Annotated in this window: 17 protein-coding genes; 8 read left to right on the top strand and 9 right to left on the bottom strand. The window is 64.1% G+C overall.

Annotated elements, in window-relative coordinates:
- Nucleotides 1–3 precede the first annotated feature (3 nt).
- The 3 genes from KJP30_RS22120 to KJP30_RS22110 all read right to left on the bottom strand — a co-directional run bounded on the left by KJP30_RS22120 (nucleotide 4) and on the right by KJP30_RS22110 (nucleotide 3,408).
- Complete coding sequence (locus KJP30_RS22120; RefSeq protein ID WP_218451555.1) at nucleotides 4–126, bottom strand: dihydroxy-acid dehydratase; 123 nt, start codon at nucleotides 124–126, stop codon at nucleotides 4–6.
- Nucleotides 127–135: 9 nt separating this feature from the next.
- Nucleotides 136–2,211 (bottom strand): TRAP transporter large permease subunit, encoded by a 2,076-nt coding sequence (locus tag KJP30_RS22115; protein ID WP_218451554.1) that lies wholly within the window; start codon nucleotides 2,209–2,211, stop codon nucleotides 136–138.
- Nucleotides 2,212–2,367: 156 nt separating this feature from the next.
- The gene (locus KJP30_RS22110) at nucleotides 2,368–3,408 is read right to left on the bottom strand and encodes a TRAP transporter substrate-binding protein (RefSeq protein WP_218451553.1); all 1,041 of its coding nucleotides are present in this window, start codon (nucleotides 3,406–3,408) and stop codon (nucleotides 2,368–2,370) included.
- Nucleotides 3,409–3,576: 168 nt separating this feature from the next.
- Here KJP30_RS22110 and KJP30_RS22105 point away from each other — a divergent pair, with 168 nt between their 5' ends.
- The 4 genes from KJP30_RS22105 to KJP30_RS22090 all read left to right on the top strand — a co-directional run bounded on the left by KJP30_RS22105 (nucleotide 3,577) and on the right by KJP30_RS22090 (nucleotide 7,316).
- Entirely contained in the window at nucleotides 3,577–4,296 is a 720-nt protein-coding gene (locus tag KJP30_RS22105) for a GntR family transcriptional regulator (RefSeq protein WP_218451552.1), read from the top strand.
- An 80-nt stretch (nucleotides 4,297–4,376) separates the two neighbouring features.
- Complete coding sequence (locus tag KJP30_RS22100) at nucleotides 4,377–5,417, top strand: pyridoxal-phosphate dependent enzyme (protein WP_218451551.1); 1,041 nt, start codon at nucleotides 4,377–4,379, stop codon at nucleotides 5,415–5,417.
- On the top strand, nucleotides 5,410–6,576 hold the full coding sequence (locus KJP30_RS22095; protein ID WP_218451550.1) for a M24 family metallopeptidase: 1,167 nt from the start codon (nucleotides 5,410–5,412) through the stop codon (nucleotides 6,574–6,576). The genes KJP30_RS22100 and KJP30_RS22095 overlap by 8 nt, the downstream gene beginning before the upstream one ends.
- The gene (locus tag KJP30_RS22090) at nucleotides 6,573–7,316 is read left to right on the top strand and encodes a maleate cis-trans isomerase family protein (RefSeq protein WP_218451549.1); all 744 of its coding nucleotides are present in this window, start codon (nucleotides 6,573–6,575) and stop codon (nucleotides 7,314–7,316) included. Before KJP30_RS22095 ends, KJP30_RS22090 begins: the two co-directional genes overlap by 4 nt.
- On the opposite strand, the gene KJP30_RS22085 is transcribed toward KJP30_RS22090, so the two are convergent.
- From KJP30_RS22085 to KJP30_RS22060, 6 genes are all read right to left on the bottom strand, one after another.
- On the bottom strand, nucleotides 7,313–7,933 hold the full coding sequence (locus KJP30_RS22085) for a hypothetical protein (protein ID WP_218451548.1): 621 nt from the start codon (nucleotides 7,931–7,933) through the stop codon (nucleotides 7,313–7,315). The genes KJP30_RS22090 and KJP30_RS22085 overlap by 4 nt on opposite strands.
- A gap of 3 nt (nucleotides 7,934–7,936) precedes the next feature.
- Entirely contained in the window at nucleotides 7,937–8,689 is a 753-nt protein-coding gene (locus tag KJP30_RS22080) for a VWA domain-containing protein (RefSeq protein ID WP_218451547.1), read from the bottom strand.
- 11 nt (nucleotides 8,690–8,700) lie between these two features.
- Nucleotides 8,701–10,374, bottom strand: coding sequence for an ABC transporter substrate-binding protein (locus KJP30_RS22075; RefSeq protein WP_218451546.1), 1,674 nt, complete (start codon nucleotides 10,372–10,374; stop codon nucleotides 8,701–8,703).
- Between the two features lie 53 nt (nucleotides 10,375–10,427).
- Complete coding sequence (locus KJP30_RS22070) at nucleotides 10,428–11,117, bottom strand: hypothetical protein (RefSeq protein ID WP_218451545.1); 690 nt, start codon at nucleotides 11,115–11,117, stop codon at nucleotides 10,428–10,430.
- Nucleotides 11,114–11,599, bottom strand: a complete 486-nt coding sequence (locus KJP30_RS22065; RefSeq protein WP_218451544.1) for an OmpA family protein — start codon at nucleotides 11,597–11,599, stop codon at nucleotides 11,114–11,116. The genes KJP30_RS22070 and KJP30_RS22065 overlap by 4 nt, the downstream gene beginning before the upstream one ends.
- Before the next feature lie 184 nt (nucleotides 11,600–11,783).
- The gene (locus KJP30_RS22060) at nucleotides 11,784–13,421 is read right to left on the bottom strand and encodes a tetratricopeptide repeat protein (protein WP_218451543.1); all 1,638 of its coding nucleotides are present in this window, start codon (nucleotides 13,419–13,421) and stop codon (nucleotides 11,784–11,786) included.
- 149 nt (nucleotides 13,422–13,570) lie between these two features.
- On the opposite strand from KJP30_RS22060, the gene KJP30_RS22055 reads away from it, so the two are divergent.
- From KJP30_RS22055 to KJP30_RS22040, 4 genes are all read left to right on the top strand, one after another.
- Nucleotides 13,571–14,503 (top strand): 3-hydroxyacyl-CoA dehydrogenase, encoded by a 933-nt coding sequence (locus KJP30_RS22055; RefSeq protein WP_218451542.1) that lies wholly within the window; start codon nucleotides 13,571–13,573, stop codon nucleotides 14,501–14,503.
- A 15-nt stretch (nucleotides 14,504–14,518) separates the two neighbouring features.
- Entirely contained in the window at nucleotides 14,519–15,448 is a 930-nt protein-coding gene (gene kce / locus KJP30_RS22050; protein WP_218451541.1) for a 3,5-dioxohexanoate:acetyl-CoA acetone transferase, read from the top strand.
- Nucleotides 15,449–15,545: 97 nt separating this feature from the next.
- Nucleotides 15,546–17,285, top strand: a complete 1,740-nt coding sequence (locus KJP30_RS22045) for a sigma-54-dependent Fis family transcriptional regulator (RefSeq protein WP_218451540.1) — start codon at nucleotides 15,546–15,548, stop codon at nucleotides 17,283–17,285.
- Nucleotides 17,286–17,441: 156 nt separating this feature from the next.
- Nucleotides 17,442–19,241: an NAD(P)/FAD-dependent oxidoreductase gene (locus KJP30_RS22040; protein WP_218451539.1), complete on the top strand. Its 1,800-nt coding sequence runs from the start codon at nucleotides 17,442–17,444 to the stop codon at nucleotides 19,239–19,241.
- Nucleotides 19,242–19,279 lie beyond the last annotated feature (38 nt).

Genomic DNA, 19,279 nt, shown 5'->3' with positions numbered 1-19,279 from the left:
CTCTCAGGAAATGGGGGAAGCAAAGGCGAACATGATGCCGATGAGCGCCCCGACCATGACAACACCCAGCAGCCATGGCCAGATACCGTAACCGTCAATGTCTTGGCGCGAGTCTCTACCAATCATGTCATCACCTCAATTCAGCAATTCGGGAAGCCACAGAGCGATCTGCGGGAAGAACATCACCAGCAGCAGACCAACGATCTGCAGGCCGATGAAAGGCAGCACCGACAGAAAGATTTCTTGCAGGGTCACATCCTTGGGCGCAACCGACTTCAGCCAGAAACAGGCCGGGCCAAAGGGCGGCGACAGGAAATAGATCTGGATGTTCATGACGAACAGGATACCGAACCAGATCTTGGCCTGATCCTCGGTCAGGCCAAGGTCGGGCGCCAGCGTCATCACCACCGGGGCAAAGACCGGCACGGTGATCAGAACGATGGCGATCCATTCCATGAAGGTGCCCAGCACCATCAGGATCAGCATCATGACCAGTACCGTGCCCAGCGCCGACAGCCCGAGGTCAAGAAACAGCGAGCGCATGAACTCTCCGCCGCCGACAAGGTTGAAGATGCCGACAAAGCTGACCGCGCCCAGCACCAGCCAGATGATGGTGCCGACGGTGGTCATGGTGCCCATCAACGCGGCGCTGACCACGTCCCATTTGAACTGGTTGCGAACAGCGGCCACGAACATGGCGCCGATACAGCCCACGGCGGCGGCCTCGGTCACCGAGGCGATCCCGCCATAGATCGACCCCATGACAGCCCCTATCAGCAGGATACACAACAGAACCGCGGTCAGGCGCTCACGGGACAGCTTCTGGTCCTTGCCGGTCATCTGTGCCACCTCGGCGGCTGTCGGGGCCAGCGCCGGGTTCAGGTTGACGCGGATCAGAACATAGCTGGCATAAAACACCGCCAGCATGATCCCCGGGATCGCTCCGGCCATGAACAGGTCCCCGATACCAACCTCGGCCGACAGGCCATAGACGATCATGATGATCGACGGCGGGATCAGCGTGGCCAAAGCCCCTGCGGCACAGATCAGTCCGATGGTGATCTTGCGGTCATAGCCAAGGCGGAACATCTGCGGCAGGGCGACAAGCCCCAACATCACGATCTCGCCGCCCATGACACCGGACATAGCGGCAAGGATCACCGCGACGACGGTCGTCTGCACCGCCACGCCGCCACGCAGGTTACCGGCAAAGATCGACATTGCGTCGAACAGATCCTCGGCAATGCCCGCCCGTTCAAGGATCGATGCCATGAGGACAAAGAACGGAACCGCTACAAGGCTGTAATGTTCCAGCAGCCCCACGGCGTTCGACGACACAAGGAACAGGCCCCGCGGCCCAAAGAACCCGATCGCCATGATGACCGAGACGATCAGCGTCACGATGCCCAGCGGCATGCCCGTCATCATCAGGGCCACCAGCATGATGACCATGATCAGCGAAACGGTGCCAAGGTCCATCTTGCGCATCTGCAAGGCCTTGGACGGGTCCAGCGCCTTGCCGATATCGGTGATGAAGCCGGAAAAGGCATTGGCCACCGACCAATCCAGAACCTCGGACAGGAAGGCCGAGACAAAATAGAGCACGAAATAGGCGGCAACGATCTTGACCAGCCATTTCGCCCAGCCGGAAGACAGATGCCGGTGCAGGTTCACCATCAACTGCGCGAGGTACATGAAGGCCCCGATGACCATCAGCGACTTCATCATCAGGGGCAGCGGCGAGTTGAAGGCAGAGCCGGATTTTTCGACCCGTTCGACCGAGACATAGGCGCGGATCGGCGCATCGGTCAGCAGCATGTACAACGCAAAGATACCCACCAGCATGGCAAACAGGTCCAGCCACCATTGCTGACGGCGCGTGGTCAGCCCGTGGATCACCGTGATCGCAATATGACGTTTCTTGAGCGTGACATAGCCTGCCGACAACATCCATGCCGCGGCAACCGTGACCATCACGGTTTCAAAGGCCCAAAAGGTCGGCGCATGCAGCACGTAGCGCGAAAAGACCTCGTACAGCGTGGCCAGCGCGGCAACGAGGTAGAACCCCGAAATTCCGATGCCCACCACGTGGCTGAAATGGTCGACCGGCGTATAGTCTTCGAACCCGATGTCCAGATCCTCGTGAAGCGGATCCTGCGCGGCGATCTCGATGTCGGTGGCCGCAATCGCCTTGTCGATGTCCTGCGTCATCGCGGGGGGTCTCCTGCGTCTGGCTGACGTCTGCGTGAAAATGTCAGTCTGCTGGCGAGGCGGCATGGGCCTCCGCCATCCTGCGACGCGGCGCGCAGGACGCGCCGCGTCTGTCTGGGGAAACCCTGTCGGGCACCCCGGGAGTGACCCTTGGGATCAGAGCAGGCCGGCCTGCTTCATGAAGGAGATATGCGCGTCATAGACCTCTTTCGCGAGATCGGAACCCGCGGCGAAATCCTTCCACGCTTCCTGCGCGATCATGCGGAACTTGTCGCGCTCAGACTGCGGCCAGTCGATGATCTCCAGCTCGCCCGCCGCCTTGTCACGCGCCACCAGCTGTCGGTCCAGACGGTCGAAATGCTGACGAAGACCGTTGTAGGCCGCAAGATACCAGGTTTCCAAGGCGACCTGCTCGGCCGGGGTCAGTTCTTCCCAGACCGCTTCGGAGACGGTGAATTGCAGGATCGGGGTAGAGTGGATGCCCGGGAAGATCGGATATTTGGCGATCTTGTGCATGCCATTGGCATCGTTGTTGGCATAGGCCGAGTTGTCCGCCGCATCGATCACGCCTTTTTCCAGCGCACCATAGGTTTCCGAACCCGACATGGACACAGGCGCCGCGCCTGCGCGTTTGAACACATCTGCGGCCAGCCCTTCGGGCGAACGGATCTTCAGCCCTTTTAGATCGTCGACACCGCGCACCGGCACCTTGGACACAAAGGCTTCGCGGGCGTAGGCCCCGCAACCGACCACATGCACCCCTTCGAAATGGGCGTCATACAGCTTTTGCAGCATTTCCTTGCCGCCACCCTGCGCGCAGAAAGCCTGAATCTGGTCGGCCGAGTCATAGCCGGCGATCAGGTCCCCCATCAGCGCAAAGGCCGGGTCGATGCCCGCGAAATAGTTGATCGACGTCAGGTCGCCGTCGAGAATGCCGACCGAAATCGCCTCGGCGGTTTCCCGGCGCGGCACAACAGCGTCCACCGGAAGCAGTTCGACGGTCAGCGATCCGCCGGTCATGGCCTCCAGCTTGGGCACCCAGACGTCGTTCAGATAGGCCAACGAGGCGTGGCTGGCATTGGACGAGGTCTGGATTTTCAGAACGCGATCCGCGGCCGTGGCGGCAGAGGCCGCAGCCATGGCCGCAAGCGCCAGCGCCCCTGCCCGCGACAGGGTCTTGAGCTTATCGAATTTCATTATTTCCTCCCAAATTGCGCTGCGCGCCGCACTCCTCCACGCGGTTGCCTCAGCGACTGACTAAATTAATATATTAGTTGATCAGCTCGGTCAATCTTGATTGAATGCCCATGTCCGTGCATCTGACAGGCCACGCCAACGGCGCACGGATCCAGGAGTTTCGCGACCATGTCTTCTATCGACCAAAGCCTTGGAGACACGACAAAACCCGCCATGCCATCGGCGGCGGGCACGGTGTATGACGCACTGCGTGGCAAGATCCTGTCGCTGGAGTTTCCGCCCGGAACCTCTTTGTCGCGTAATGCGCTGGCCAAGGAATTCGGCGTCAGCCTGACCCCCGTGCGCGAAGCGATGCAGCGACTCGAAGAAGACGGGCTGTTGCGGATCATGCCCCAGTCGGGAACCGTCGTGAACCGGATCGACGTCGATCAGCTATGGGAAACGCAGTTCCTGCGCGTGGCCGTGGAAACCGAAGTGGTACGCCGTCTGGCCACCGGCGACCATGCCGAGACCGTCGCCCGCGCCCGCGCCATCCTCCGCATGCAAGAGGCCTTGTTGGGCGATACCGAACAGATCGGCATGTTCAACGAACTGGACCGCGCCTTTCACCGGACGCTTTTTGCAGGGGTCGGCATGGCCAACCTGCAAAAGATGCTGTTGCGCCGGATGGGCCACCTTTTGCGGTGCCAGCGGCTGGACCTGCCTTCGGAAGGCAAGATGGCGGATATCGTCGATCACCATCGCCGTATCCTTGACGGCATCGCCGCCGCCGAACCCGAAACCGCCGCCGAGGCCATGCGCAGCCATCTGTCGGGCACGATCAGCCGACTGGACGTGCTGCGCGCGACCTACCCGGATCATTTTTCGGACCACATCGCCTCCGGGTGATCCCGACCGGCAAGGGCGATTGCGCGGTGCGGGGATTGTGCCTAGGCTCCCCCGAAATCCCACAGCGCCGGAGCCTCGACTTGCCCCAGATCCTGAAGAACCCCCATCGCGGCAGCGGCATCCTGCAAGACTGGCCGCAACCGGCGGATGACGCGGCGCCGGTCTCGGCCCTGCTGGCGCGCTGTCCGAAACATGCTCAGACCCGGCTGCATGACGCGGCGGGGCTGGCCGGGGCCTGCGGCGTCGGGGCGCTGTTCATCAAGGACGAAAGCAGCCGCATGGGACTGGGCAGTTTCAAGGCGCTTGGTGCGGCCTATGCCATCGCCCGCGACGCCTGTGACGCGGGGGGCGATCCGCCCTCGGCTGACGGACGCACCTATGTTGCCGCCAGCGCGGGCAACCACGGGCTGTCCGTGGCCGCCGGGGCGGCGGTATTTGGCGCGCGAGCAGTGATTTACCTTGCCGAAACCGTGCCCGAGGCCTTTGCCGACCGGTTGCGCGCCAAGGGCGCCGAGGTTGTCCGCGCCGGCGCCACCTACGAAGACAGCATGGCCGCCGCCGAACAGGCCGCCGCCGACAAGGGCTGGACCCTGCTGTCGGACAGTTCCTGGGACGGGTACACCGATCCGCCGCTGGCCGTCATGGAAGGCTATTTGCAACTGGCATCCGAGGCGGTCGCCCAGATGCCCGCCGCGCCCAGCCACATCCTGTTGCAGGCCGGTGTCGGTGGCATGGCCGCCGCCTTGGCGGCACATTTTCGCAAGGCATGGGGGGACGGGCCCCGGATCCTTGTGGTCGAACCTGACGCGGCCCCTGCGCTTTTTGCAAGCATTCAGGCGGGCAAGGCAGTCACGACGACCGGGCCGGTTTCGTCAATGGGTCGACTGGACTGCAAGACACCGTCGATGATCGCCCTTGCGGGGCTGTCGCGGGACGCCGATACCTTTGTGACCATCACCGAGGACGAGGCCCAACAGGGCGTCGACTTGCTGGGACAACATGGACTGGCCACCACCCCTTCGGGCGGGGCCGGTCTGGCCGCGCTGATCGCGGGCCTGTCTGGCATCGGTCCCGAGGCCCGGGTGCTGACCGTCCTCAGCGAAGGACCCGAGGATGGCTGACGCCGCGCAGGGCTTTGGCGCGGCGGAATACGCGCGCCGCTGGGCTGCGCTACAGGCACGGATGGCGGTTGCCGGACAAGACGCGCTATTGCTGACCAGTCCGGCGGATGTCTTTTACCTCACCGGGTTCCTGACCCGCTTTTGGGAAAGCCCGGCGCGGCCATGGTTCGTGATCCTGCCCGCCAAGGGCGCGCCCGTCGCGGTGATCCCCGAAATCGGCGCACATCTGATGGCCAGCTGCCACACCGGCGAGATCCGCACTTGGCCGGCCCCCGATCCGAACGATGACGGCATCGGGCTGCTGACCGAAACGCTGGCGGGGCTGGTGCCGGAAAAGGGATGCATCGGCCTGCCCATGGGGTTGGAAACCAGCCTGCGGATGCCCTTGGCGGAGTATCACCGCCTGACCGCGGCGCTGGCGCCCCGTGTCTTTGTGGATGCCACGGCCACGGTGCAGCGCGTGCGCGAGGTGAAATCCGAACCCGAGATCGAGGCCATCCGCAGAACCTGCGCCATCGCGGCCAAGGCCTTTGACCGGGTGCCCGGCATCGTTGCCCGGCATCGCAACCTTGACGCGATCTTTCGCCAGTTCCAATGCGCCCTGCTGGAGGCGGGGGCCGATTGGGTCAGCTACACTGCGGGTGGCGCGGGACAAGGCGGTTATGGCGATGTGATCTCTCCAGCCGCGGCGGTGCCGGTCCGGCCGGGCGATGTGCTGATGCTGGACACAGGTGCGGTCAAGGACGGTTATTTCTGCGATTTCGACCGCAACTATGCCATCGGACCGCCGTCTGAAACGGTGCGGCGCGCGCAGGACGCGTTGTACCGGGCGACAGAGCAAGCTCTGGACAGCCTGCGCCCCGGAATGACCGCAAGGGACGCCCATCGGGTGCTGTGCGACGGATTGACCACGCGGGGCGCAACGCCCGGCGGGGGGCGGCTGGGTCATGGGTTGGGCATCACGCTGACCGAATGGCCTTCATTCACCGACAAGGACGACACGCCGCTGCAAGAAAACATGGTGCTGACGCTGGAACCTTCGGTCGAGATCGCGCCGGGCCGCATCCTTGTCCATGAAGAAAACATCGTGTTGCGCGCGGATGGTCCAGAATTGCTCTCCCCCCGCGCCCCTGCGGACCTGCCGGAGATCGACATATGACCAGCTTTCCCTACCAGCTTGTCCCGCTGGATCGCCCCACGCTGGCGCTGATTGCCCTGCACACGGATGAAACCGTGGAAAATGACTTTCGCCGCCTGTTTCCGGCATCGTCTGCTTCGTTCCACGTGACCCGTGTGCCCGCCGGGGCCGAGGTCACACCCGAAACGCTGGCGCGCATGGAAATCGACCTGCCCCGTGCGGTCGAACTATTGCCGCCCTCGGCCGAATACGACGCGGTGGCCTATGGCTGCACCTCCGGCACGACGATGATCGGGGTCGAGCGTGTGGCAGAACTGATCTCCTCTGGCTGCACGACGCGCGCTGTCTGCAACCCCCTGTCTGCCGCGCGAGAAGCCTGTCGCGCGCTGGGTCTTGGCCGTCTGGGGCTGGTATCGCCCTATCGGGCCGATGTGGCGCAGCCGGTCAGCGATGCCCTTACACACGGCGCAACCAAGGTCGTCCGCGCGGTGCATTTCGGCGAGGCAGCAGAGGCCAACGTCGCGCGAATTTCCAAGGCCAGCGTGATCGAAGCCGCCCGCGCCGTGGCCCGCGACGGCGGGATCGACGGAGTCTTTCTGTCCTGCACCAACCTGCCAACGCTGGACGTGATCGAAGATCTGGAACGGGAACTGGACCTTCCGGTCTTTGGCAGCAACCTTGCGCTGGCATGGGCCATGGCACGCGTGACCGGCAAAGGCCTGCGTCCTGCTGGCCCTTACCGGCTGCTGGCGGCCTGCTAGGCGTCATCGCCCCCGCGCGGTGTCAGCGACTGGTCACGCCGATGCGCCGAAGTATCCAGCCGCCGCGAGGCCCGCGTCCCCGGCACCAAGAGTTCCGCCTTGCGGAAATAGGCGCGCAGCTCCTCCTTGAAGATGCCGAAATGCTTGCGCAAGGCGCGCACGGTCATGGACTGCCAAGGCTCTTGTTCCAGCGGGATCAGGTGCAGGTCCGCCCCCGGCAGGTTGTCGATCGAAAACCCCACCCCCAACCGGTAGCTGGGGATATGCTCGGGCTTGAATTGCCAGACTTCGGGATAGAGCGTCGTCGACACATGTATGAAGGTATCCACCGCCGCCTCGGAAATGTCCGAGGCCGCGCCCATGGTCGCCCCGATCACAAAGGCTTCGTCCTGCACATGCAGGCCCCTCCCCAACAACACATGGATGCAATCGTGCCGCGCAAGGCTGATCGCACCGGGCAGCGCGTCCGGGCTTTCGGGGTTTTCGTATTTGCGGATGATCTCGGGGACATCCTCGGCCTCGGCGGCGGGCAAGGTGGCCAGCACCTCAGCCAATGTCATGTCATCCGTGTCCAGCCCCGGATTCCATTCATCCCATTGCAAAAGCGCGCGGCCCATCGGTCACTTGTCCCCGTCAAAGGCGGTGATCGGGTCAAAGCTGGCGTTTTCGGCCACCGCGGCCTGTAGCGCATCCTTCAGCTTGCTGACGTCATCGACCGCAACATAGCTGGTCTGACCCTCGGCATTCAGCACATGCCGCCGCCCGATGCCGATGCCGATGGTGGCAACCTGAACCGGTGTCATGTTCACCGTCTCCTTGACCTCGGCCACCAGCCGGTCGGCATCGTCTGCCGCGCCATCCGTCGTCACGATAATCCGGTAAGTCCCGAAGGACCGCGAGCGCGCCGCCTCTTCGGACAGCAGGTCACGCGCCGCCGACAGCGCCGGGCCAAGCGGCGTGGAACCGGTGGAACTCAGCGGGGCCAGTTTGCCTTGCAGGGTCAGACTGGCGTCCTCGACCGTGGTGATCGGCAGCACCAGACCGGCATTCAGCGCCAGAACCCCGACCCGGTCCGTGGGTTTCATCATGCGCACCGCCTCCAGCACGGCGGCCTTGGCCTGATCCAGATCCGATCCCATGGAACCCGAGTCGTCCAGCACGATCATGGTAAAGATACGGTCCGGATCCGGGACGCTTTCGACATCTGACACTTCGATCAGGGGCGGCCATGCCGCGACCGCGGCCCAGTCCACCGTGCCCATGTCAACCTGAGGTTCGTAGGGCGCGTCACGGACGGCGGTGTTGTAGACCATGAAGGCCCCCACGACCACCAAGCCCGCCACGGCTATGACTGCATTTTTCGCCTTGCTCATGGCAGCCTCCGTTACAGCGGGTCAAAGGTGGTTGCTTCGGCCTGAGCCGTCAGCACGCGAAAGACGACGCGCATGTTCTGGCGCCATTCCGCCTCGGTTGTGGGCGGGTTGAAGGCCGGGCTGGAAATGCCGACGCCATCGACGATGAACTGATCGCGGATCAGGCGGATGCCGTTTTCCTCGGCGTATTGCTCCAGCGCATCGACGACGGCGATGGCCCGTTGCAGCGACAGGTTCTGCGTCGACGTGCGGATGCCGCGCAGCTCGGACTTCGACGCCCCGTCCTTCTGCCGACGCAGAAAATGCAACGGGTCAGCATGGCCTTCGACGGTGATGATCGCGCCGGAATAGGTCGAGGCAAGGCGCAGGATCTCGGCGAAATCCTCGGCGTAAAGCTGCATCGGGAAGTCCGGGGTATCCGGTTCGAAATAGACTTGGAAATCGATCTTGGTATTGGCGTCCAACTGCCCGGTGCGGCGCAACCGGTTGACGGCCTGCGCGGCCTTTTCGGGGTTGAAGGCGGCAACCTGACGATCGTCGAGGTTCTTCAGGCCGTCGGTCAGCGTGGTGTAATCCCATTCCGCCGTGGCCAGTTCATGCGGGAAATCGATCATGCCCGCGCCGCGCAGGGCGGTGGCGACCTCGGTGCTGAGCACGTCGAAACGGCGCAGGTCTGACGGATCGGCGAAATGGCGGGCATTGCCGGACCAGCCGTCGGTGATCGCATCCATCCAGAGAAAGACCCCCTCTTCCTCGGGCAGGCCGCCAAGGAAATCATTGGCCATGATCCGGGCCATGGCGGCACGGTCGGGATTCCCCTCTTCGGTCATGAAGGCGCGCATTTCCTCTTCGGCCCGGAACAGCACGTTGACCATTCTGGCGATCTCGTCGCGGTGGGCATCAAAGTAATCCGCCCGCACCGCGATATAATCCGCCACGACCGAGGTCGCCTCCAGCGTCGAGATCAGGATCGTGGAACCTTTCACCGATCCTTCGGCACCGGTCCCCACCGCACCGCCCGAGGTCAGGAAACGGGCGTCCGGCAGGATGACGGCGGCGGCGTCGGCCTTGCCATCGGCAAAGAGATTGGCGGGCGTGTCGCCATCGCCGGTCAGCGCCTCGGCCCAGACAACAGTCACATCGTCAAAGCTGAGGCCTGCGTCCGACAGCACCCGGCCCACGAAATCCACATGGGGGCCATAGGCCTGAATCGCGATACGCTTGCCCTTGAGGTCAGAGGGGCGGCGGATGCCATCGGCGGCCACGATCCCGTCCCCGGCCGACCAGCTATGTTTGAAGAACACGATCTGTTCGGTGCGCGGATCCGCCTCTGTCACCGGAGCGGCGGCCATCAGCATGCCCAAGGTGCCGCGCAGGAACGGCGTGTCGCAGGCAAGATAGTCCTCGACCTGCGCGGCGAACTTGTCCTTGACGCTCAGCGACAGGTCCCATCCCGCGTCCTGCAACAATCCGGGCCGGGGCGACATCGACTTGCCATTGGCATGAACGACAACGCCATCCGCGCCCCAGGCAATCAGCGGCATCTTTTGTGTCGTGCCGCCGGAACAGTCGCGGACAGGGCTGGTAATGACCTCGGCCAGCGGATCGCCGGTTTCCGCCGCAACGGGCAAGGCCATCGCCCCCATCGCAAGGGCCACGCAAAGGGATCGAATGAGTTTCTGCATAACTTGTCCTTTGTCGTTGTCGGGGCCCCCGCCCCGTAGAATTCAGACTGGTCTCAGCGTCTCAGCAGCGTCTCTGCCGTGGATGAGGCCACTTCGACCTTTTCCAGCAAGGATGTGATCGCCCGCGCCTCAAGGCCGTCAAGCGCGGCGTGCAGGCTTTCTATGCTGGACCGCAGATGCGCCCGGCTGGCCTCGACATCCTTGCCTTCGCCGCCCGCGCGGGCGCGCAGGGCACCATGGGTTTCAATCGCCTCGACCACGAGGTCGGACCGGGCCAGAACCGCCTGCACCTTTGGCAGTTCGCGCGGCGCATAGAACAGGCTGCGCGCCAGAGCATCAAAACGGTCGGCGGTGCGTGTCAGCAGTTCGGCAATATCCTGTTGCGTGCCCGGGACGATGCGCCGGATCCGCCGCGCGCGGTCATGGGTGTCGATCACCGTGGCCAGCGCGGTGGCATGGCGACCGGCCTGCGCCCCGTGCAGCGCGTCGAAGGCATGGGCCAGCAGCGCCGCTTCGGAATGCAGCGCGCGTGCCGGCAGCAACATCAGGCCCCCAAGGGACAACGCCAGCCCCAGCACCACGGCCACCGCCACATGGGCGCCGGGAAAAGGCATGGGCAGGCGCACGAAGGCCAGATAGGCAAGCCCCGCAACAAGGACCGCGCCCAGCACCAGCAACATGGGCAGAACCGGTGCGCGCGACGACAGCCGCCCGCCACTGGCCGCGCGGTCGTAAACACTCATGGCCGCACCTGCCATGACAGTGTCACCCGTGCGAGGCTGGACTGGAAGGCGCGATCACTGACGTCGCTGTCACGTGGCAGCGGGTCGCCGCCGCCCACCCCGCCTGCCCAGTCGATCCGGCGCAGGGGAAATCCCGCATCCAGAACGATCTGGCGCGCGGTTTCGGCACGTTCCTCGGACAGCGTGAGGTTTGCAGCCTCGTCCCCCTGTGTGCCGCTATGACCGGTGATGCGCAAAACGATCCGGTCGTCGGCGGCCAGACGGGCCGCCTGTGCCCTTAGCCGCGCCTCTTCGCCATTGGCAAAAGCCGTGCCCCGGCTAAAGGCGAAGTCCGCGCTGGAGGGGGACAGGGCCGCCCCGGCAATCCCAAGCGCCGCCGCCACCCCAAGCGAGGCCGAAACCAACACCGCCCCAAGAATGGCGCGACGCGGCAGCCCCGGTCCGCTTTGCTTTGTCTGGCTGGCGGTCTGTGTTGCTGTCACGTGGCGCACTCCTTGCATGGCCCGGGTTGACTTAGGGTATCATACCGCCAAATCCGCGTTGAAACAGGTAAGGATATACCCCAGCCGCCCCAAATCAGAGCTTTGCCGTCAAGCGCTTAAAAAGCGGGCAGTCCGGCAAAACCGCCAAAGAAAGCAACAGCAATACGGGTTCGCTTGCCCCGCGTCAGGCGGCCACCCGCGACCGGCACAGGCAACTGGCCCGGATCGGCACATCGGCGCGGGCCAGCGCCTGATCCAACAGTCCGGCGATATGCGGGCGTTCCACCAGCTCGCCCCGACGAACAAGGCATTCGTTCAACCCGTGCAGCGCCCATACATTTCGCGGGTGCTGGCTTGGCCGTGGCAGCGATCCGTCCAGCCCAAGATCGGCGCGATAGACGGCCTCTGCCTCGTCATGCTGTCCGGCATCCATCAGCAGCGCGCCCAGCGCGTGCCGCGTGGGTTGAGGCCATGACCATGGTTCCTCGTATTGTAACCCGTCATCAAGGGCGACCGCCTGCCGCAAACAGGCCAGCCCCTCTTCGCGGCGCCCGGCCTTGTAGGCGATCTCCCCCCACATCATCCGTTCGGCCACGGCCAGCACGTCGCGCGCGGTGTTGTTGAACAGCATCCGCTCTTCCGGCACCACCGCGTAGGCGGCCATGAAATCTCGACCCGCGATCTCTGCCTCGTCATGGCGTCCAAGGTTGGCCAGCGCAATTGCGCGCGCATACAGGATCAATGCGTTGGTCGTAGTGTAAAGTTGCGTGTCTTCCGGCAATTCGAGGTCCAAGACCTCGGACCACATCCCGAACCGGATATAGACATGCGGCAGCGCGGCCACGAAGGTTTCGAACAGGTCCGGGTAGACCCGGACCACCTCGTCGGGCACCTCGTCCCGCAACCGGTGGGCCGCATCCAGCGCGGCGGCGCGCTGTCCCAGAAACATGGCCCCGTACAGCGCAAAATGCAGGTTGTGGATGCGGTAAAGCGCATAGAAATTCGCGGCCCCTGCCCTCTGCTTGAAGACTTCGTCCACCTTCGCCGCCGCGAGGTTTCGTGCCAGCACATTCTGGTAATCGCCGCAGAGAACGTCGATATGCGTCGCCATATGCACAAGATGCCCCGCATCGGGCACCAGTCCCGTCAGCCGGTCGCCGTGGCGCAAGGCGCGTTCGGGATGGGGCGACATCTCCATCAGGTGGATGTACATATGCAGCAAACCGGGATGGTCCCAGGCACCCTCAAGCTGTTCAAAGGCACGCTCCAGAACCGCCATTGCCTCGGATGTCGAGGCCTCGGGGTTGGGCAGCCCGCGATGGAAATCCCACAACTGCCATGGCGTGCGATTCATCATCGCCTCGGCATAGACAAAGTTCACGTCCAGATCGTCGGGGAAAGCCTCGTAGACCGGTTTCATCGCCGCAGCGAACCCGTCGTTGAAAGGCTGGTAGTCCTCGATCCCGGGGTCTTGCGGATAGCGTTCCGCCAGCGCGGCAAGCAGGGCCTTTTCTACCGGCGCGGCCCCTTCCAAAGCCAGTCCCGAGGCCAGCGCCGCATGGGCGCGACTGAGCGACGGGGCCTTTTCCTCGGGGGTGAACACTTCCCATGGCTTGTTGTAATTCGGCCCGATGGCATAGGCGATGCCCCAATGGGCCAGCGCACAGGACGGGTCCGCCGCAAGCGCCCGTTCGAAACAGACGATTGCCTCTTCGTGATTGTAGGCGAACAGCCAGACCAGCCCCCTGTCGAACCATGTCTGCGCCTCCGGAACGGCGCTGGCGCTGCGGCCATAGTCGCCGAGGTTGTAATACTCTGTCATGACAGTCCCCCCTGATCTGACACCCCATCCTAGCAAAATTCCTTGTCTCCGGGGAGCAGGCCCGTCGCAGGCGGCCCGATACCACGACGCTTGCCGGGGCGCGCGGGCTCGGCCTATCGTCGGGACAAACAGGGAGAGGACAAACGGCCATGACCGAAACCGTGGCAATCGTCGGGGCCGGATTGATCGGCCGGTCCTGGGCTGCGCTCTTTGCCCGTGCGGGCCTGAAGGTGCGCGTCTGGGACGCCAGCCCCGACGCCTTGACCAGCTTTGGTGCAGAGGTTGCCACGCTTTGCGACACGCTGACAGCCGAGGGCCTGCTAGACGACCGCGGCGGCACGCTGGCCCGCATAAGCACCTGCACCACGCTGGACGAGGCGGTAGATGGTGCCGGTTTCGTGCAGGAAAACGGCCCGGAACAACTGGAGGTCAAACAGGCGCTATTTGCGCAATTGGACCGGGCAGCAGATCCCGCGGCGGTCCTTGCATCATCGACATCCGCCATCGTCGCCTCGCGGTTCACAGAGGATCTTGCGCATCGCGCCCGCTGTCTTGTCGGCCATCCGGTGAACCCGCCGCACCTTGTCCCGGTTGTTGAAATGTGCCCCGCGCCATGGACATCGGCGGACGCGCTGGACCGGGCCGAAGCGCTCTATCGCCGCATTGGCCAGGTGCCCGTGCGCATGACCCGCGAACGCGACGGGTTTGTCCTCAACCGGCTGCAAGGCGCGCTGTTGGCCGAGGCGCTGCGGCTACTGGGCGAAGGCGTGGTCGACGTCGAGGGGCTGGACGCCACCATCAAACACGGGCTTGGGCTGCGTTGGGCCTTGATGGGGCCGATCGAAACCGTCGACCTGAACGCCCCCGGCGGGATCACCGACTACGCCGCCCGGTACGGCGGCTTTTATGCCCGGCTGGCGCAAGAACCGGCGGGGCCGGATGTGTTTTCGGTCGAGACTGCCGAAAAGATCGCCGAAGGCTGGGAACAGGATCGCAGCCCCGCCGCCATCCGGGCACGGCAGGACCGGCGCGACAAGCGGCTTGCCGCGCTGCGCCGCCATCTTGCCTCGGACACCCTTTGACCCAAGGAGCTATCAATGGCCAAACCCCGCAAGGTGATCATCACCTGCGCCGTCACCGGCGCCATCCACACGCCGTCGATGTCGGAACATCTGCCGGTGACCGCCTCGGAAATCGCCGAGGCCGCCATTGGCGCGGCCAAGGCAGGTGCCGCCATTGTTCACTTGCACGCACGCGATCCGCAGGACGGCCGCCCCGATCAGACGCCCGAGGCCTTTGCCCCTTTCCTTGGCATCATCAAGCAGGCCTCTGACTGCGTTGTGAACATCACCACCGGTGGCGCGCCCACGATGACGGTCGAGGAACGTGTCCGCCCCGCCGAAACCCACCGCCCCGAGGTCGCCTCGCTGAACATGGGCAGCATGAATTTCGGCCTGTTCCCGATGCTCAAACGGTTCCCGGACCTGCAACACCAGTGGGAGCGCGACTACGTCGGAAACAAGAACATCATCTTCAACAACAGCTTTGGTCAGATCGAATACATCCTGACCACGCTGGGCGCTTCGGGCACGCGGTTCGAGTTCGAATGCTACGACACCTCGCATCTGTATAACCTGCGGCATTTCCTTGACGAAGGGTTGGTGAAACCGCCGCTGTTCATCCAGACGGTGTTCGGCCTGATGGGCGGCATCGGCGCGCATCCCGACGACGTGCTGCACATGAAGCGCACCGCCGACCGGCTGTTCGGGGATCAATACCGCTGGTCGGTTCTTGGCGCGGGCAAGAACCAGCTGCCCATCGCCGCGATGGCCGCCGCCATGGGCGGCAACCTGCGCGTCGGGCTGGAGGACTCGCTCTGGCTTGGCCCCGGGCAACTGGCCAAGACAAACGCCGAACAGGTCATGAAGGCGCGCCAGATCATCGAGGGGCTGGGGCTGGAACCCGCCACCCCGGACGAAGCGCGCGACATGCTGGATCTGAAAGGCGCCGATCAGGTCGGGTTCTGACCGCCGCTGTCAACCGGTCCAAAAGGCCAGTGCCGAAATTTCTGGCCGGACGCCCTTTTGCGGGTAAGCTGTCGCGCAGCCACTGGGGAGGGGCGGCATGAGCGATCTGGACCATGTGACCGAAATCGACCGTGTGTTGCGCGGGCAGGAAACCGGGCGCGATCAACTGGTGGCGGACAGCTGGCGGCGCTGTGTCGAAACCTACGGCATGGACCCGACCCGCCGCGACCCGGCACATATCGTGTCCGAAAGCGAATTGCGCGAACACCGGGAGCAGTCAGAGCGGTTGATCGCCACGGCGCGCTCGGGACTTCAGGCGTTGTTCCGGCAGGTCGCGGGGCAGAACTATGTGCTGCTTTTGGCCGATGCCAAAGGCGTCTGCGTGGATTTCTTTGGCGATCCCAGTTTCGAGGACGACCTGCGCCGCGCCGGTCTGCACCTTGGCTATAACTGGACCGAAGACCTTGCCGGCACCTGCGGCGTGGGCTCCTGTCTTGTGACCGGCGAAGCGGTGACGATCCACCAAAGCGATCATTTTGGGATGACGCATACACCGCTGTCCTGCACCGCCGCACCAATCTTTGACACCAAGGGCGAGTTGTCGGCGGTTCTGGATATTTCGCTGCTGCGGTCGCCATCGTCCAAAGCCTCGCAGAACCTGGCCATGAGCCTTGTGACCGCCTCGGCACGCCGGGTCGAGATGGCGAACCTCATGGCCATGACGCGCAGCAACTGGGTGTTGCGGTTTTCGACCTCACCCGAGTTTCTAGAGGTCGACCCGGAGGCCGCCGTGGCGCTGGACGGATCGGGCCATATCGTCGGCCTGACCCACGGGGCGGAACGGTGTCTGTCGCCGGGCGACGGCGACAGCCTGATCGGCAAACGGATCGACCACCTGCTGAACATCTCGGTGGACGATTTACCCGACCTGATGCGTGGCCGCCCGACCGAGGACCGCGTGCTGCACCATCGCGACGGGCGCGGCCTGTTCGGCCATGCCATCGCCCCCCAGACGATCCGCCGCCCGTGGCGCGCCGAACCGCGTGACGTGCCCGAAGGGTTTGCCGCGCTGGCCGGGGCCGATCCCCGGATGCAGACGCTGCTGCGCAAGGCAGCGCGGCTGGCCTCCAGCAAGGTGCCGATCGTGTTGCTGGGCGAAACGGGCACCGGCAAGGAAACGCTGGCCCGCGCGATCCATGTGGCGGGCGGCGCGCCGCGCGGTTTTCACCTGTTGCGCTGCGCCGGGCTGACACCCGAGGGGATCGCGCCACTGGACGAGGCCAAGCCCGGGACCTTGTTCCTGAAAGGCGTCGAGGACCTTGATCCAGAGGCACAGGCCGCGCTGCTGGCAGTTCTGGACCGGCGCGAGGATCTGCGGATCATCGGATCGGCCCGCGATCCGGGCGTGGCCGCACCCGCATCCTCGCCCCTGCGCGAAGACCTGTTCTTTCGCATCGTGGGCGCGGTGCTGGACCTGCCGCCGCTGCGCTTGCGGCAGGACATGGACTGGCTGCTGGATCGGCTGTTGCGGCGGCGCACCGCCGGGGCGCTGCAATTATCGCCATCGGCACGGGCGGAACTTGGCGGGCGCGACTGGCCCGGCAACATCCGCGAGTTGCAATCGGCACTGGATATGGCCGCCTCGCTTTGCGACGGACAGGTTGTCGACCTGCCCGATCTGCCGGCCCGGATCGAACCCAAAGCCCCTGCGGAAGACCTCGAGGCGATTCTGGATGCCTGCGGCTGGAACATGGCGCAGGCGGCCCGCCGGCTGGGCGTCAACCGGTCAACCATCCTGCGCAGGGTCCGAAAGTCGGGCTTGACCCCGCCCTGCTAGACCGGCGCTGCAACGCGGATGTTGCGCGGCGTTGCGCACGCAACGGGACCGGGCCGAAAATGCGCCCTGCCCCCGAAATCCACACGCCGGAACTGGATCGAACGGCCCACTCTCTCCCAGACTGCTGCAATCACTTTGGGCAATGGGAGGAGAACTATGCTCGACACAACCATCGCGAACCAGACCCAGACCTTTCTGGACAGTTTCGGCGCGGCACTGGAACACGGCGACATCGAAGCCGCCACCGCGCTGTTTCAGGACGATTGTTATTGGCGCGACCTCGTGACCTTTACCTGGAACCTCAAGACGGTCGAAGGCAAGGATCAGGTGGCCGACATGTTGCGTCATCAACTGGCCACCACCAAGCCGTTCGGCTGGAAGATCGCCGAGGGGGAACTGCCAACCGAAGACGGCGGCGTGACCACCGCATGGATCGAATTCGAAACCGAACTGGCCCGGGGCTATGGATTGATCCGCCTGAAAGAGGGCAAGATCTGGACGCTGCTGACGACCATGGTCGAACTGAAGGGCCATGAAGAGCCCAAGGGCTTTAACCGGCCTTTGGGCGCGAAACATGGCGCGGGCAAGAACCGCACCACATGGAAGGAAGAACGCGAGAAGGAAGAGGCCGAGCTGGGCTATGCGACCCAGCCCTATTGCCTGATCATCGGTGGCGGACAGGGCGGCATCGCCATGGGCGCGCGCCTGCGGCAACTGGGCGTGCCGACCATCATCGTGGAACGCAACGATCGCCCCGGCGACAGCTGGCGCAAGCGGTACAAGTCGCTCTGCCTGCATGACCCGGTGTGGTACGATCACCTGCCCTACATCAAGTTCCCCGAAAACTGGCCCGTCTTTGCCCCCAAGGACAAGATCGGCGACTGGTTGGAAATGTACACCAAGGTGATGGAGCTGAACTACTGGTCCCGCACCACGGCGAAATCCGCCACCTGGGACGACGCGGCCAAGGAATGGACGGTTGTCGTGGATCGCGACGGCGAAGAAGTGGTGCTGAAGCCGAAACAGCTGATCATGGCCACGGGCATGTCCGGCAAGAAACGGATGCCGGACTTCCCCGGTATGGACAAGTTCAAGGGCGTGCAACAGCATTCCTCGGAACATGAAGGCCCGGATCAATGGACCGGCAAGAAGGTGGTCGTCGTCGGATCCAACAACTCGGCGCATGACATCTGTGCCGCGCTTTGGGAACATGACGCAGACGTAACCATGGTGCAGCGGTCCTCGACACATATCGTGCGCTCGGACACGCTGATGGAGGTGGGGCTGGGCGCGCTCTACTCCGAAGAGGCGGTCGCCAATGGCGTGACCACAGAAAAGGCGGACCTGATCTTTGCCTCGCTGCCCTACCGGATCCTGCATGAATTCCAGATCCCGGCCTATGAAGAGATGAAGAAACGCGATGCGGCCTTTTACGAGGGGCTGGAAAAAGCGGGCTTCTGGCTGGACTGGGGCGACGACGGATCGGGCCTGTTCATGAAATACCTGCGGCGCGGATCGGGGTATTACATCGACATCGGTGCCAGCCAGCTGATCATCGACGGCGAGATCAAGCTGAAGCGTGGTCAGGTGGTCAGCGTCGATGAAACCGGCGTCAACCTCGACGATGGCACCCATCTGGACGCCGACCTGATCGTATATGCGACGGGCTACAACTCGATGAACGGGTGGATCGCGGACCTTGCCGGGCAAGAGATGGCCGACCGCGTCGGAAAATGCTGGGGGCTTGGCTCGGACACGACCAAGGATCCGGGTCCGTGGGAAGGAGAACAGCGCAACATGTGGAAGCCGACCCAGCAAGAGGCTCTGTGGTTCCACGGCGGCAACCTGCACCAGTCGCGGCATTATTCACAGTATCTCTCCTTGCAGATCAAGGCCCGGATGGAGGGTCTGCCGACCCCGGTCTACGGCTTGCAAGAGGTACATCACCTCGGCTGAGGCAAGGGCGGGCCGGGTCCACTCCGGCCCGCTTTTTG

The sequence above is a fragment of the Antarctobacter sediminis genome, assembly GCF_019218285.1.
GTDB classification, from domain to species: Bacteria; Pseudomonadota; Alphaproteobacteria; order Rhodobacterales; family Rhodobacteraceae; genus Antarctobacter; species Antarctobacter sediminis.
Note: the sequence above shows the minus strand (reverse complement) of the source record. Positions and strands in the feature narration are given on the sequence as shown.

Coding starts and splice junctions, on each gene's coding strand:
- kce (WP_218451541.1), top strand. CDS start 14,519: ATGGCCAAACCCCGCAAGGTGATCATCACCTGCGCCGTCACCGGCGCC.
- KJP30_RS22075 (WP_218451546.1), bottom strand. CDS start 10,374: ATGCAGAAACTCATTCGATCCCTTTGCGTGGCCCTTGCGATGGGGGCG.
- KJP30_RS22055 (WP_218451542.1), top strand. CDS start 13,571: ATGACCGAAACCGTGGCAATCGTCGGGGCCGGATTGATCGGCCGGTCC.
- KJP30_RS22085 (WP_218451548.1), bottom strand. CDS start 7,933: ATGGGCCGCGCGCTTTTGCAATGGGATGAATGGAATCCGGGGCTGGAC.
- KJP30_RS22040 (WP_218451539.1), top strand. CDS start 17,442: ATGCTCGACACAACCATCGCGAACCAGACCCAGACCTTTCTGGACAGT.
- KJP30_RS22115 (WP_218451554.1), bottom strand. CDS start 2,211: ATGACGCAGGACATCGACAAGGCGATTGCGGCCACCGACATCGAGATC.
- KJP30_RS22105 (WP_218451552.1), top strand. CDS start 3,577: ATGTCTTCTATCGACCAAAGCCTTGGAGACACGACAAAACCCGCCATG.
- KJP30_RS22095 (WP_218451550.1), top strand. CDS start 5,410: ATGGCTGACGCCGCGCAGGGCTTTGGCGCGGCGGAATACGCGCGCCGC.
- KJP30_RS22080 (WP_218451547.1), bottom strand. CDS start 8,689: ATGAGCAAGGCGAAAAATGCAGTCATAGCCGTGGCGGGCTTGGTGGTC.
- KJP30_RS22090 (WP_218451549.1), top strand. CDS start 6,573: ATGACCAGCTTTCCCTACCAGCTTGTCCCGCTGGATCGCCCCACGCTG.
- KJP30_RS22060 (WP_218451543.1), bottom strand. CDS start 13,421: ATGACAGAGTATTACAACCTCGGCGACTATGGCCGCAGCGCCAGCGCC.
- KJP30_RS22070 (WP_218451545.1), bottom strand. CDS start 11,117: ATGAGTGTTTACGACCGCGCGGCCAGTGGCGGGCGGCTGTCGTCGCGC.
- KJP30_RS22120 (WP_218451555.1), bottom strand. CDS start 126: ATGATTGGTAGAGACTCGCGCCAAGACATTGACGGTTACGGTATCTGG.
- KJP30_RS22045 (WP_218451540.1), top strand. CDS start 15,546: ATGAGCGATCTGGACCATGTGACCGAAATCGACCGTGTGTTGCGCGGG.
- KJP30_RS22110 (WP_218451553.1), bottom strand. CDS start 3,408: ATGAAATTCGATAAGCTCAAGACCCTGTCGCGGGCAGGGGCGCTGGCG.